This is a genomic window from Acidovorax sp. FG48, assembly GCF_057809085.1.
The window spans coordinates 24,161-38,821 of sequence record NZ_JBMDJH010000020.1; the positions used below are offsets into that span (position 1 = coordinate 24,161).

Sequence of the window (14,661 nt, forward strand, 5' to 3'; positions counted from 1 at the left end):
GCACCGGGTTGTAGATCCCGAGCCTCCCCACCAGGAGACTTGCTCAACGGGGCTGGATGATAACATAAAATGCGAATAATTCTTATTTGCAAGGTGGTGCATGGATTCACTTCCCCAGGAATTTATGGCGTTGTGCAGGCAGTGGGGTGAGGCGCAGCAACGCTGCAGCAAGCTGGTGGCCGCTCAGGCCGCGCAACTGGAAGCGCTGTCGGCGGAGGTGATGCGCTTGCGTGCTGCAGTGATCATCCGGGATACGCGCCTCGCGTGGGCGCAGGATGCCCTGGCACAGTGGCAGGCGGCTCAGCCGGGCCTGCCGCGGCGACAGTCCATGGCCCGCCATATCGCCGTGCTGGCGGAGCGCATCACTGCCTTGTCGCGCGAGTGCCTGCGATGGAAGCTGGCTGCTTCGATGCCGGGTGCGTCGTCTCAGGCCCCTGCAGCACCCCAGAGCGCGCACCCATGCAAAGAGGTGGCTATCGAGGAGGACGCGCCAGTCATCTGCGACGTGGCACTGCATACCAGCCTGGCGGCCGCAGACTGGGTGATTTGCCAGACCGGCTGCATCAGCCATGACCAGTACTGGCGGGTGCAGGACCATTGCCGCCGCACCGGCAAGACCTGCATCCTGATGGCCCAGCCCCTGGCGGCGCAGCCGGTGCAGCCGCCGTCCGCAGTGGTGCTGCAGTGGGGGCATACCGAAGAGCGTCAGGCGGCTGACAAGGTGCAGTAAATGCCTGATGCGCAGATAAATCATGCCTTGAATGCTATAAATAGAGTAGCAAATGGCTGAGGGCTACGCGCTGTCCTCCCGATGACCGTGGCAGGGACAGGGATCCGCACGCACCTCCGCGCTACCATCCGCCCATGCCCCTTCTCACCGACGACGCCCCCGCACTGCCGCTGGATGCCCAGGGCATTCTGGAACTGGCGGCACGCTCCATGTTCCAGCTGTTCTCCAGCGTCAGCCAGGGCATGTTCCTGGTGGACCGCAGCGGACGCATCGTGTGGGTGAACGAGGGCTATCAGCGCTTTCTGCCGGACCTTGGTTTTTCGTCAGTGGACCAGTTCGTCGGCCGCACGGTGGAAGAGGTCATCCCCAACACCCAGATGCGCCGCGTGCTGGAGACCGGCCAGCCCGTGCTGATCGACCTGCTCACCAACAAGGCGGGCACCTTTGTGGTCAGCCGCATCCCGCTGCGCGACGATGCGGACCGCGTGATCGGTGCCATCGGCATCGTGCTGTTCGACCACCCCGAGACCACGCTGCAGCCGCTCATCAGCAAGTTTGCGCTGCTGCAGCGCGACCTGGACGACGCCCGGCGCGAGCTGGCCAGCCAGCGCCGCCGCAGCCTCGCGGTGGCGGGCGATGGCGAGCGGCGGTCCAAGTACACCTTTGCCAGCTTCATCGGTTCCAGCCCCGCGGCGGCCGAGGTCAAGCGCCAGGCGCGCCGTGCAGCGCAGTCCACCAGCCCTGTGCTGCTGCTGGGCGAGACGGGGACCGGCAAGGAGCTTCTGGCCCATGCGATCCACGCAGCGTCCAGCCGCGCCAGTGGTCCGTTCGTCAGCGTGAACATCGCCGCCGTGCCCGACACGCTGCTCGAAGCCGAGTTCTTTGGCGTGGCGCCGGGCGCCTACACCGGCGCCGACCGCAAGGGCCGCGACGGCAAGTTCAAGCTGGCCGATGGCGGCACGCTGTTCCTCGACGAAATCGGCGACATGCCGCAGAGCCTGCAGGCCAAGCTGCTGCGCGCGCTGCAAGAGGGCGAGATCGAGCCGCTGGGCAGCAACAAGCTTGTGCCCTTCAATGTGCGCATCCTGGCCGCCACCTCGCGCGACCTGGCCGCGCTGGTGCGCGAGGGCAAGTTTCGCGAGGACTTGTTCTACCGCCTGCATGTGCTGCCCGTGCGCGTGCCGCCGCTGCGGGTGCGGCGCAGCGACATCCCTGCGTTGGTCGAAGCCCTGGGTGAAGACCTGGCCCTGCGCAACGGCACCGCACCGCCCGAGCTGCTGCCGGACGCCATGGCCCTGCTGGCGGGCCAGCCCTGGCGCGGCAACATCCGCGAGCTGCGCAATGTGCTGGAGCAGGCGGTCATGCGCAGCGACTCCCAGTCCATCGACGCCGCGCAGCTGGAGCGCATCCTGCGCGAGGCCGGCGTGGAGCCCGCCGCCCCCGCCCCGGTGCAGGACCCTGGCCACGCCATCGATGCCGACGACGAAAGCCGCTACCTGCGCCCGCTGGCCGAGCAGGTGGCCGAGCTGGAGCGCAAGGCCATTGCCGCCGCCCTGAAGGCCCATGGCGGCAACAAGCTGGCCACCGCACGGCAGCTGGGCATCTCGCGCGCCACGCTCTATGGACGTCTGGAAAACCCTGAATAAAAATCAGACAAATGTCTAATTATTGGACATTTGATGTGTATTGAAATCAGTCAGTGTCGCCAAGGTGTCAGTAAAAGTATCTTTGAAATCAAGCACTTGGATGCTGGCACAGACTGTGCAATAAAGAAGCATCACAACAGGAGACATCGCCATGCAACGTCGCACTCTGGTCGCCCTCGCTTCCGCAGCCGTTACCGCCGCCACACTTTCTGCCCCCGCGTTCGCGCAGACCAGCGAAATCCGCATCGCCCACATCTACAGCAAGACCGGCCCGCTGGAAGCCTACGGCAAGCAGACCCAGACCGGCCTGATGATGGGCCTGAACTACGCCACCGGCGGCAGCATGACCGTCAATGGCAAGAAGCTCGTCGTGATCGAGAAGGACGACCAGGGCAAGCCCGACCTGGGCAAGAGCCTGCTGGCCTCCGCCTACTCGGACGACAAGGCCGACATCGCCGTCGGCCCCACCTCCAGCGGCGTGGCCCTGGCCCTGCTGCCCGTGGCCGAGGAATACAAGAAGATCCTGCTGGTCGAGCCCGCCGTGGCCGACGCCATCACCGGCGACAAGTGGAACAAGTACATCTTCCGCACCGGCCGCAACAGTAGCCAGGACGCCATCTCCAACGCCGTGGCCATCGACAAGGCCGGCGTCACGGTAGCCACGCTGGCGCAGGACTACGCCTTTGGCCGTGACGGCGTGAAGGCCTTCAAGGACGCGCTGAAGAACGCCAAGCTGGTGCACGAGGAATACCTGCCCACCACCACCACCGACTTCACCGCCGGTGCCCAGCGCCTGATCGACAAGCTCAAGGACGTGCCCGGCCGCAAGGTCATCTTCATCATCTGGGCTGGCGCGGGCAACCCGTTCAAGATCGCTGACATGGACTTGAAGCGCTATGGCATCGAGATCGCCACCGGCGGCAACATCCTGCCCGCCATGGCTGCGTACAAGAACTTCCCCGGCATGGAAGGCGCCACGTACTACTACTTCGGCATTCCCAAGAACCCCGTGAACGAAGCCATGGTGGCCGCGCACTACAAGGAGTTCAAGACCCCGCCAGACTTCTTCACGGCCGGTGGCTTCAGCTCTGCCATGGCACTGGTCACGGCCCTCAAGGCCACGAACGGCGACACCAACACCAACAAGCTTATCAAGACCATGGAGGGCATGAGCTTCGAGACCCCCAAGGGCAAGATGACCTTCCGCAAGGAAGACCACCAGGCCATGCAGAGCATGTACCACTTCAAGATCAAGGTGGACCCGGCCTTTGCCTGGGGCGTGCCCGAGCTGGTGCGCGAGATCAAGCCTGAAGAAATGAACGTGCCGATTCGCAACAAGCGATAAGCCGGTCTTTCGACTCCGCCGGAGAGTTGGCGAGTTGGTGAGTTAGCGAGGCCCGTCGGACAGGACCACCGTCCTGCTCCGTCGGGGCACATCCCGCAGGGGCGGCCGCCCCTCTTTTTCCAGTGAATTGATGCATGAACTCCCGGGTTGACACGGGGGCTGGGTCGGTTTTTCTCAAAAATTATTTGGAGACAAGACAACATGGCTTTCAATTTCATCCGGGCGGCTGCAGCAGGGGCTGCGATGGCACTTTGTGGTGCGGGCGGTGTTCACGCTGCCGTCAACCTGCCAGCACTCAAGATCGACAAGACACAGACCACGGTGTCGGGCCTGTCCTCGGGCGGCTTCATGGCGGTGCAACTGCACGTGGCGTACTCGGCCACGTTTGCCAAGGGGGCGGGCGTGGTGGCGGGCGGCCCGTTCTATTGCGCCGAAGGGTCCATCGTCAACGCCACCGGGCGCTGCATGGCCAGTCCTGCAGGCATTCCCACCAGCACGCTGGTCAGCACCACCAACACCTGGGCCAGTCAGGGAGTCATCGACCCCGTGGCCAATCTGCAGAACTCCAAGGTCTACCTGTTCTCGGGCACGCTCGACAGCGTGGTCAAAACCGGGGTGATGGACGCGCTGCGCACCTACTACAACAGCTTCGTGCCCGCCGCCAACGTGGTCTACAAGAAGGACATTGCGGCAGAACACGCGATGGTGACGGACGACTACGGCAACGCCTGCTCCACCAAGGGCGCGCCCTACATCAGCGACTGCAACTTCGACCTGGCCGGCGCCATGCTGCAGCACCTGTACGGCACGCTGAACGCCCGCAACAACGCCACCCTGCCCACCGGCAATTACATCGAGTTCAACCAGAGCGAATTCATCACCAACCACGGCATGGCCACCACGGGCTGGGCCTATGTGCCCCAGGCCTGCCAGGCGGGCGGCACGGCCACCTGCAAGCTGCACGTGGTGCTGCATGGCTGCAAGCAGAACATCAGCGACGTGCAGCAGCAGTACGTGCGCAACACCGGCTACAACCGCTGGGCCGACACCAACAACATCGTGATGCTGTACCCGCAGACCAGCACCGCAGCCACCAACAGCTGCTGGGACTGGTGGGGCTATGACAGCGCCAACTACTCCAAGAAGTCCGGCCCGCAAATGGCGGCCATCAAGGCCATGGTGGACCGCGTTTCCAGCGGCACGGGCGGCACCACGCCCCCCGACCCTGTAGCCCTGCCAGCCCCCACGGGCGTGAGCACCTCGGGCGCCACGGCCAGCAGCATGGCCATCGGCTGGGCCGCCGTCACGGGCGCGGCCAGCTACAACGTGTACCGCAACGCCAACAAGGTCAACGCGCTGCCCGTGACCGCCACCAGCTACACCGACACCGGCCTGGCTGCCTCCACCACCTACAGCTGGACAGTGCGCGCTGCCGATGCCAACGGGGCCGAAGGCGCCCCATCGGCCGCTGCATCGGGCACCACGCTGGCCGCATCGGGCGGCGGCACGGCCACCTGCACCACGGCCAGCAACTATGCACACACCCTGGCCGGGCGCGCGTATGCCGCCGGGGGCTACACCTATGCGCTGGGTTCCAACCAGAACATGGGCCTGTGGAACGTGTTCGTCACCAACACCCTGAAGCAGACCAGCACCAACTACTACGTGATCGGCACCTGCCCCTAAAGTGCCGGGGCGCGCTGCCGCAGGGCAGGGCGCCCCACCCATTCCATCGATTGACTCAGACCGTGAAAGTGAACCCCCACCCATGAGCACCTTGGCCACCAAGGACTTGACCATCCGCTTCGGCGGCCATGTGGCGGTCAACGGCGTGACCTGCTCTTTCGAGCCCGGCACGCTGACCGCCATCGTGGGCCCCAACGGCGCGGGCAAGACCACCTACTTCAACCTGATTTCGGGGCAACTCAAGGCCACCAGCGGCAGCGTGATGCTGGGCGGGCAGGACCTCACGGGCCAGTCCGTCTCGGCACGCACGCACGCCGGGCTGGGCCGGGCGTTTCAGCTCACCAACCTGTTCCCTAACCTCAGCGTGCTGGAGAATGTGCGCCTGGCCGTGCAGGCCACGCAAGAAGGCAAGCACCGCCGGGGCATGAACCTGTGGAGTATCTGGAGCGACCACAACGCGCTGACCCAGCGCGCCCGCGTGATCCTGCAGGCCGTGGCCATGACCGACCGGGCCGACACGCCCGTGGCCAGCTTGCCGCATGGCGACCAGCGCAAGCTCGAAGTGGCACTGCTCATGGCGCTGGAGCCGCAGGTCTACATGTTCGACGAGCCCACGGCCGGCATGAGCCATGACGAGGCGCCCGTGATCCTGAATCTGATCCGCGAGCTGAAGAAGGACAAGACCAAGATCATCCTGCTGGTGGAGCACAAGATGGACGTGGTGCGCGAGCTGGCCGACCGCATCATCGTGCTCACCAACGGCACGTTGGTGGCCGACGGCCCACCGGCCGAGGTGATTGCATCGCCCGTGGTGCAAGAGGCTTACCTGGGCGTCTCCAAGGACGCAGAGAAGGAGGCCGCATGAGCACGACGCCAACGACCAACCTGCTCGAACTCAAGGGTGTGCACACCCACATCGGCGCGTACCACATCCTGCACGGCGTGGATCTGGCCGTGCCCAAGGGCCAGCTCACCATGCTGCTGGGCCGCAATGGTTCGGGCAAGACGACCACGCTGCGCACCATCATGGGCCTGTGGCATGCGTCGAAGGGCTCCATCCACTTTGGCGGCAAAGACATCACGGCGATGAACACTCCCGCCATTGCGGGCATGAACATCGCCTATGTGCCCGAGAACATGGGCATCTTTGCCGACCTCACGGTGAAGGAAAACATGCTGCTGGCCGCCCGCAGCGCGCGCAACTCTGCGCAGATGGACGAGGCGCGGCTGCAGTGGATCTTCAAGCTCTTCCCCGCCGTGGAGAAGTTCTGGAACCACCCCGCCGGCAAGCTCAGCGGCGGCCAGAAGCAGATGGTGGCCGTGAGCCGCGCCATCGTCGAGCCGCGCGATCTGCTCATCGTCGATGAGCCCAGCAAGGGCCTCGCGCCCGCCATCATCAACAACATGATCGATGCGTTCGACCAGCTCAAGAAGAGCGGCGTGACCATCCTGCTCGTCGAGCAGAACATCAACTTTGCCAAGCGGCTGGGTGACACCGTGGCCGTGATGGACAACGGCCAGGTGGTGCATGCGGGCAGCATGGCCGCACTGGCGCAAGACGAAGAACTGCAGCGCTCGCTGCTGGGGTTGGCGCTATGAGTCGTATGAGCAATTTCAGGTGTTTTCGGGCGGTAGCGCAGGTATCTATTGCCGTGGCAGCTATCAAATATGTAGCTGATGTGCGTGGTGCGGCAGTAGCTGCTGGAGGTCGGGCATGAGCATCACCCGCGATTTCGACTGGAAGCCGCTGGCGCTGGTGCCGGCGCTGGCGCTGCTGGTGCTGCCCTTCATCGGCTCGCCCAGCACCTGGCTCACGCTCACGGTGGCGGGGCTGGCCATGGGCATGATCATCTTCATCATCGCCTCGGGCCTCACGCTGGTGTTTGGCCTGATGGACGTGCTGAACTTCGGCCATGGCGTGTTCATAGCGCTTGGCGCCTTTGTGGCCACCAGCGTGCTGGGCGCGATGGGCGACTACACCCAGAGCGCCGAGCTGTGGCGCAACCTGATGGCCGTGTTGCCCGCCATGGTGGTGGCCATGGCCGTAGCAGGCGCCGTGGGCCTGGCGTTCGAGCGTTTCATCGTGCGCCCCGTGTACGGCCAGCACCTGAAGCAGATTCTCATCACCATGGGCGGCATGATCATTGGTGAAGAACTCATCAAGGTCATCTGGGGCCCCGCGCAGATCCCGCTGCCGCTGCCCGAGGGCATGCGTGGCTCGCTGCTGGTGGGCGATGCGGCCATCGAAAAGTACCGCCTGGTGGCGGTGGCCGTGGGCCTGCTGGTGTTTGGTGTGCTGGCCTGGACGCTGTCGCGCACCAAGGTCGGCCTGCTGATCCGCGCGGGTGTGCAAGACCGCGAGATGGTCGAAAGCCTGGGCTACCGCATCCGCCGCCTGTTTGTGGGTGTGTTCGTGGTGGGCTCGGCCCTGGCGGGCCTGGGCGGCGTGATGTGGGGTCTGTACCAGCAGAACGTGGTGCCCCAGATGGGCGCACAGGTCAACGTGCTGATCTTCATCGTGATCATCATCGGCGGCCTGGGCAGCACCGGCGGCGCGCTCATCGGTGCGCTGCTGGTGGGGCTGATGGCCAACTACACCGGCTTCCTGGTGCCCAAGGTGGCGCTGTTCTCCAACATCGCGTTGATGGTGGCCATTCTCTTGTGGCGTCCGCAGGGCGTCTATCCCGTGGCCAACCGCTGATGAGGAGCCGACTGACATGCTGAACCGACTTCTCTCTGGCGACTATCCGCGCAGCAAGGTGCTGGCGGTGATTCTGGTGGCCATCTTTCTGGGCCTGGCGTTCGCGCCGTTCCTCTTCCCGGGTGTCAAGGCGCTGTCCGTGGCAGCCAAGGTGCTGATCTTTGTGGTGCTGGTCGCCAGCTTCGATCTGCTCTTGGGCTACACCGGCATCGTGAGCTTTGCGCACACCATGTTCTTTGGCATCGGGGCCTACGGCATTGCCGTGGCCACTACCCGCATGGGGCCCACGTGGTCGGCGTTGCTGGTGGGGCTGGCAGGCGCGCTGGTGCTTTCGCTGCTGCTGTCGCTCGCGGTGGGGCTGTTCTCGCTGCGCGTGCGGGCCATCTTCTTTGCCATGATCACGCTGGCCGTGGCCGCCGCGTTCCAGACACTGGCCTCGCAACTGTCGGACATCACCGGCGGCGAAGACGGCCTGACCTTCAAGGTGCCCGAGTTCCTTTCGCCCAGCTTCGAGCCGTTTGACGACCCCTTCCTGGGCGTGAGCATTGATGGGCGGCTGATCTGCTACTACCTGCTCTTCGTCACGGCCGTGGCGCTGGTGCTGGCGCTGCTGCGCATCGTCAACTCGCCCTTCGGCCGCGTGCTGCAGGCCATCCGCGAGAACGAGTTTCGCGCCGAGGCCATTGGCTACCGCGTGGTGGTGTACCGCACCACGTCCAGCGTGCTGTCGGCACTGTTTGCCACCATGGCGGGTGCCATGCTGGCGCTCTGGCTGCGCTACAACGGGCCGGACACCTCGCTCAGCTTCGAAATCATGATGGACTGCCTGCTCATCGTGGTGATCGGCGGCATGGGCACGATCTATGGCTCGGCCATTGGCGCCGTGCTCTTCCTGGTGGCGCAAAGCTACCTGCAGGATCTGCTGCGCCTTGGCAGCGAGGCCGCCTCAGGCCTGCCCTGGCTGTCTGCGCTGCTGTCGCCTGACCGCTGGCTGCTGTGGCTGGGCGTGCTGTTCGTTCTGTCCGTTTACTACTTCCCCACCGGTGTGGTGGGGCGCCTGCGCGCGGCAGCTGCGCGCAAGGTGGGGTGAGTGGCCCGGCCGCGCCGGGTGACTGGCGTGGCCTGGGTGTGTGGGTGAGCTGTGCAACAAAGACGCAAAGAAAAAACTCCAGGAGACAAGCACATGAAGATGAGCATGAAGAACCCGCGTTTTCGTCCCTTTTCTCGTCCGTTCGTTCCCGCAGTGCTGGCCGCTGCGGTGTTGGCTGCCTGCGGCGGCAGTGATGGCGACAGCGCCGCACTCAACACCAAGCCCGCCTACTTGGGCGCCATCAGCGAGTCCACGTACGACGGCACCAGCAACGACCTGCTGACGGCTGGCCTGGGCGCCACGGGGCTGGCGGCCGCCGTGCCACCAGCCTATGCTGACCCGCTCAAGCCCACCGCAGCCGAGTTGCGCCGCACCGCCATCCACACCAACTACCGCGCCATGCTCGACATGACGGCGGCCGGTGGCTACGGCACGCTGTATGGCCCCAATGTGGACGCGCAGGGCAAGGTCACCACCGGCGAAGGCAAGGTGGCGGGCACTGAGTACATCGCGTTTGCCGATGACGGCACAGGCCGCAAGAACGTCACCCTCATGGTGCAGGTACCTGCCAGTTTCGACCCCAAGAAGCCCTGCATGATCACCGCGACGGCGTCGGGCTCGCGCGGTGTGTACGGCGGCATCTCCACCGGCGAGTGGGGCCTGAAGAAGGGCTGCGCCGTGGCGTACTCTGACAAGGGCACGGGCGGTGCTCCGCACGACCTGCAAAACGACACCGTACCGCTGATGGACGGCACGCGCACCATGGCCGCCGCAGCGGGCAAGGCCGCAGCCTTCAACGCGGGCCTCACGGCCACCGAGCTGGCCGCTTTCAACACCGCCACGCCCAATCGTTTTGCCTTCAAGCACGCGCATTCGGGCCAGAACTCTGAAAAGGACTGGGGCACCACCACCTTGCAGGCCGTGGAGTTTGGCTACTACGTGCTCAACCAACGTTATGGCGCCACCGATGCAGCGGGCCAGCGCCTCAAGACGCTGACCCCGGCCAACACCATCGTGATTGCATCCAGCATCTCCAATGGTGGCGGTTCAGCGATTGCCGCGGCCGAGCTGGACACGCAGGGCCTGATCAGCGGCGTGGCCGTGTCCGAGCCTGCCATCGAGATGCCCTCCAACCCCGGTGTCACCGTGCGCCGTGGCAGTTCTGAAGTGGCCGTCACCGGCAAGACGCTGGTGGACTTCACGACCTACGCCAATCTGTACCAGGCCTGCGCATCGCTGGCGCCATCGGTCAGCACCAGCCCCTACGCTGCCGCTTTTGCCGCCGGCTTTGGCAGTGCGGCCCTGCCGATTGCGCCCAATCGCTGTGCCTCGCTCAAGGCGGCAGGCCTGCTCACGGCCTCCACCACGGCCACGCAGGCCGAGGAGGCTTTGCAAAAGCTGCGCGCCTACGGCTGGGAGCCGGAGTCCAACGACCTGCATGCGTCGCTGGCTGCTTTTGAAGTCGCTCCGGCGGTGGCCCTCACCTTCGCCAACAGCCTGTCGCGTGCCAGTGTCAAGGACCACCTGTGCGGCTTCAGCTACGCGGCGACAGCGGCTACGGGCGCGGTGACATCACTGGCACCCGCAGCCCTGGCTGGCATGTTTGCCACCGGCAATGGTGTGCCTCCATCGGGCGGCATCAACCTGGTCAACAACCTGGGCAAGCTGGGGCCGGCACGCGACTTCCTGTCGGTGTCGGATGCTGGCGTGGCCGACTGGAACCTGAGCGGTGCGCTGTGCCTGCGCAACCTCGTCACCGGCAACGACGCTGCTGCCAAGAAGCTGCAGGCCGGTGTTCAGGAAACCCGCCGCAACGGTAACCTGCGCGGCAAGCCCGCCGTGATCGTGCATGGCCGTGCCGATGCACTGCTGCCCGTGAGCCACACCTCGCGCCCCTACGCTGCGCTGAACAAGAAGGTCGAAGGCGCCGCCAGCAAGCTCAGCTATGTGGAAGTGGCCAATGCCCAGCACTTCGACAGCTTCATCGGCTTGCCCACCGTGCTGCCGGGTTATGACAGCCGTTATGTGCCGCTGCACGTGTACCTGAACCACGCGCTCGACGCCGTGTACGACCACCTCGCCAACGGCAAGGCGCTGCCCGCCAGCCAGGTGGTGCGCACGGTGCCACGTGGCGGCACACCGGGCAGCGCACCGGCCATCACCGCAGCCAACGTGCCGCCGCTGGCCACCACGCCCGCTGCCGCCAACGCCATTGCCATCACGGCGGGCGCCATCTCCATCCCTGACTGACCAGGACGCTGAACGACCTCTGTGGAAGCCCGGGGCCCGTGCACTGCAGGTGCATGCCCCGGGCCATTCCAGGCGCAGTCATCACAAGGACGGAAGCAATGAACACTGTGAAGAGTTGGGTAGGCCGCGTGTCGGCCACCCTGCGGTGGGGTGGACCGATGGCGTTGGCACTGGTCGTGGGGGCGCTGGCCCCCGCGCGGGCCGCCGATGTGGTGGTGGGGCAGGTGGCCCCGCTGTCTGGCGTGCTGGCCAGCACCGGCGCGCAGATGGTGCTGGGCGGCAAGATTTATTTTGACTGGGTCAATGCACAGGGTGGCGTGCACGGCGCCAGCATTCGCCAGGCGGTGGCCGACGATGGCTACAAGGTGGCGGACACGGTGGCCCGCACCCGCGAGCTGCTGGCCAAGCCCGAAGTGGTGGCGCTGTACGGCTTTGCAGGCACGGCCAACATCACCCAACTGCTGGCCGATGGCGTTCTGGAGCAGGGCGGCGCCGCACTGGTGGCGCCGTACACGGGGGGCGAGTCGCTGCGCAACCCGTTCAACCCGTGGATCTTTCATGTGCGTGCCGGTTATGCCGACGAAACCGAGCACATGGTGCAGCAGCTCACCACGCTGGGCATGAATCGTGTGGCCGTGATGTACCAGGACGACGGGTTTGGCAAGGCGGGCCTTGCGGGGGTGGAGGCGGCGCTGGCCAAGCGTGGCCTCAAGCTCGTGGTGTCTGCGGGCTATGAGCGCAATACAGACAAGGTGGACGACGCCGTCAAGGCCATCAAGGCCGCCGATGTGCACGCGGTCATCATGATTGCGGTGAACAAGCCCGCGGCGGCCTTCATCCAGCGTTACCGCGAGCAGGGCGGCGGCGCGCAGCTGTACAACATCTCGGTGGTGGACCCGACGGAGCTGGTCAAGCTCGCGGGCCTCAAGAACGCGCACGGCCTGGGCATCAGCCAAGTGGTGCCGTACCCCTACCGGCCGCAACTGCCCGTGGTGCGCGAGTACCAGACGCTGCTGAAAAAGTACGCGCCCGATGCCGAGGTCAACTACACCAGCTTCGAGCAGTTCCTCGGGGCCAAGGTGCTGGTCGAGGCCCTGCGCCGCGCCGGGCCGGCGCCCACACGCGCCAAGGTCGTGAAGGCGCTGGAGTCACTGCAAAGCTATGACCTCGGCGGCATCACGCTGGGCTATTCGCCCACCAACCGCATCGGCTCGCGCTATGTCGAGGTCACTGTCATCGGCAGCAACGGCCGCCTCATGAAATGAGCGCGGCTCAAAAAACTCTCCTGGCGTCGTTGTTGCGTCTTGCCGTACTTTCAGTACTGTCTGCCACGCAACGCCTAGCCAGGACCGCTTCGCTGAGTTTTGTGAGCCGCTACCCGTCCACAGGTTGTTGTGTCCGCAGCCTGCATCTATCCACCGACTCACAAGGTTGACCACCATGACTCCGTTATCGCGCTACGCCACCTGCGCTGGCTATGAAATCCATTACATGGAGTGGGGCGCGCCGGATGCCCCGGTGGTGATCGCGTGGCACGGGCTGGCGCGCACCGGCCGCGACATGGACCCGCTGGCCGCCCACCTGGCATCGCGCTACCGCGTGATCTGTCCCGACACATTGGGACGGGGCCTGAGTCAGTGGGCGCGTGCGCCGCAGGACGAGTACCGCCTGTCGTTCTACGCGCGCATCGCGGCCGACCTGTTTGACCAGCTGGGCATTCAGAAAGCGCACTGGGTGGGCACATCGATGGGCGGGGCCATCGGTACGGTCTGCGCATCGGGATTGTTCGAGCCGCAGCTCAAGGGCCGCATCCAGAGCCTGCTGCTCAACGACAACGCCCCGCGCCTGGCCGACGCCGCGCTGGAACGCATCAAGGCCTATGCAGGCCATCCGCCTGCATTCGACACGGTGAAGGAGCTGGAGGCGTTCTTTCGGCAGGTATACAAGCCGTACGGCTGGCTCAGCGATGAGCAGTGGCGCCTGCTCACCGAGAGCAGCACCCGCCGCCTGCCAGACGGCCGTGTCACGCCGCATTACGACCCCGCCATGGTGCAGCAGTTCACCCACCACACCAACGACTACCTGATCTGGGACCACTACGACGCGCTCGACATTCCCTTGTTGTGCCTGCGCGGGGCCGAGTCCGATCTGGTGTTGCCAGACGTCACGGCCGAAATGTTGACCCGGGGCCCGGGATCACGTGGCCAGGCGCAGGTGGTGGAGGTGGCCGGCTGCGGCCATGCCCCGGCGCTCAATGTGCCCGAGCACTACGCGCTGGTGGACGGGTTTCTGGCCAGTGCGCCAGGCGGGCAATAGCCCGTTTGCCCGTTCGCCCGCCCGCATACTCGCCCGCGCTGAGGCCGTCAGCGTGGCACGCCGGGCCCGCAGCCCAAGGCCTGGCTCAGCTGCTCGGCAGGGATGGCCCAGTCGGCATCCGCCGCAATCGCTTCGCGCAAGAACTTGGCCTGGGCGGGCGACCACACCGCCACATCCGGCAGCGTGAAATTAACAGCCGTCGTGCGGTGCGTTGCGATGAACGTGGTCATCGACGCCTCGTCGGACGGCAGTCCCAGTTGGTCAAACAGGTCGGACATGGTGTGAATACCGGTTTCCATGGGTGCATCCTTGGTGTGTGGGGTGAAGATTGATCACGCGGCGGCTATCGCCCGCCTCCGTGGCCAGAGCGCTATTGCAGCATGGGCCGGCCCGGCGGAATGTAGGACGGTCTCGGAGTTGTTGGGCTGTCTCCATGCCGCTGAAGAACCTGTTCAAAGGCATAGGGCACATGAGGGGAGCTGGCCCACAGCCAGTGCCAGCACCGCAGCCGCCACGCTGCAGGTGCTGCCAGGGGCTTGCCCGAACCTTCAGAGGCCCAGTTGTGCCAGCGCAGCTTGCAGGCCAGCCAGCCCACCCACACGCTGGTCGTTGATGAAAATCTGCGGCATTTGCCGCACCGAGGGGCCGCACTTGGCATAAAACGCCAGGCGCTCGGCCTCGTCATCGATCTTGATTTCTTCGTAGGGCAGCGAACGGGATTTGAGGAGCATCTTGGCCGACTCGCACTGCGGGCAGGCGGACTTGGAATACACGGTGATTTGAAGGGTCATGGTGCGAGTTTACGGGGCGTGGAGCGGGCGCCTCGGCACGGCAACTCACAGGCCCGCACCCCGACGCAGGTGGAGTGGTTTACCATTCGGTTTGTTTTGTGACTGA

At 65.3% G+C, this 14,661-nt stretch carries 13 protein-coding genes; 11 read left to right on the top strand and 2 right to left on the bottom strand.

Annotation, left to right across the window (positions count from 1 at the left end):
• Nucleotides 1–100: 100 nt before the first annotated feature.
• The 11 genes from ACODSU_RS21035 to ACODSU_RS21085 all read left to right on the top strand — a co-directional run bounded on the left by ACODSU_RS21035 (nt 101) and on the right by ACODSU_RS21085 (nt 13,764).
• Nucleotides 101–730, top strand: coding sequence for a DUF2325 domain-containing protein (locus tag ACODSU_RS21035; protein ID WP_488844521.1), 630 nt, complete (start codon nt 101–103; stop codon nt 728–730).
• 134 nt (nt 731–864) lie between these two features.
• Complete coding sequence (locus tag ACODSU_RS21040) at nt 865–2,376, top strand: sigma-54 interaction domain-containing protein (protein WP_488844523.1); 1,512 nt, start codon at nt 865–867, stop codon at nt 2,374–2,376.
• 151 nt (nt 2,377–2,527) lie between these two features.
• Nucleotides 2,528–3,721 (top strand): substrate-binding domain-containing protein, encoded by a 1,194-nt coding sequence (locus tag ACODSU_RS21045; RefSeq protein ID WP_488844525.1) that lies wholly within the window; start codon nt 2,528–2,530, stop codon nt 3,719–3,721.
• Between the two features lie 201 nt (nt 3,722–3,922).
• Nucleotides 3,923–5,407, top strand: a complete 1,485-nt coding sequence (locus ACODSU_RS21050; protein WP_488844527.1) for an extracellular catalytic domain type 2 short-chain-length polyhydroxyalkanoate depolymerase — start codon at nt 3,923–3,925, stop codon at nt 5,405–5,407.
• A gap of 82 nt (nt 5,408–5,489) precedes the next feature.
• A complete protein-coding gene (locus tag ACODSU_RS21055) occupies nt 5,490–6,272 on the top strand; it encodes an ABC transporter ATP-binding protein (protein WP_015014949.1) in 783 nt (260 codons plus the stop codon).
• Nucleotides 6,269–7,006, top strand: a complete 738-nt coding sequence (locus ACODSU_RS21060; RefSeq protein ID WP_488844529.1) for an ABC transporter ATP-binding protein — start codon at nt 6,269–6,271, stop codon at nt 7,004–7,006. Before ACODSU_RS21055 ends, ACODSU_RS21060 begins: the two co-directional genes overlap by 4 nt.
• 115 nt (nt 7,007–7,121) lie before the next feature.
• Nucleotides 7,122–8,108 (top strand): branched-chain amino acid ABC transporter permease, encoded by a 987-nt coding sequence (locus tag ACODSU_RS21065; protein WP_056640195.1) that lies wholly within the window; start codon nt 7,122–7,124, stop codon nt 8,106–8,108.
• Nucleotides 8,109–8,124: 16 nt separating this feature from the next.
• Nucleotides 8,125–9,198 carry a branched-chain amino acid ABC transporter permease gene (locus ACODSU_RS21070; protein ID WP_060986968.1) on the top strand — a complete coding sequence of 358 codons (1,074 nt, stop codon included), beginning with the start codon at nt 8,125–8,127 and terminating at the stop codon, nt 9,196–9,198.
• Nucleotides 9,199–9,291: 93 nt separating this feature from the next.
• Nucleotides 9,292–11,448: a D-(-)-3-hydroxybutyrate oligomer hydrolase gene (locus tag ACODSU_RS21075; protein ID WP_488844531.1), complete on the top strand. Its 2,157-nt coding sequence runs from the start codon at nt 9,292–9,294 to the stop codon at nt 11,446–11,448.
• Nucleotides 11,449–11,546: 98 nt separating this feature from the next.
• Nucleotides 11,547–12,713 (top strand): ABC transporter substrate-binding protein, encoded by a 1,167-nt coding sequence (locus ACODSU_RS21080; protein ID WP_488844533.1) that lies wholly within the window; start codon nt 11,547–11,549, stop codon nt 12,711–12,713.
• A 175-nt stretch (nt 12,714–12,888) separates the two neighbouring features.
• Nucleotides 12,889–13,764 (top strand): alpha/beta fold hydrolase, encoded by an 876-nt coding sequence (locus ACODSU_RS21085; RefSeq protein ID WP_488844535.1) that lies wholly within the window; start codon nt 12,889–12,891, stop codon nt 13,762–13,764.
• A 47-nt stretch (nt 13,765–13,811) separates the two neighbouring features.
• On the opposite strand, the gene ACODSU_RS21090 is transcribed toward ACODSU_RS21085, so the two are convergent.
• Both ACODSU_RS21090 and ACODSU_RS21095 read right to left on the bottom strand, forming a co-directional pair.
• Nucleotides 13,812–14,063 (bottom strand): DUF2789 family protein, encoded by a 252-nt coding sequence (locus ACODSU_RS21090; RefSeq protein ID WP_015014942.1) that lies wholly within the window; start codon nt 14,061–14,063, stop codon nt 13,812–13,814.
• A gap of 249 nt (nt 14,064–14,312) precedes the next feature.
• Nucleotides 14,313–14,555, bottom strand: coding sequence for a glutaredoxin family protein (locus tag ACODSU_RS21095; RefSeq protein WP_295940833.1), 243 nt, complete (start codon nt 14,553–14,555; stop codon nt 14,313–14,315).
• Nucleotides 14,556–14,661 lie beyond the last annotated feature (106 nt).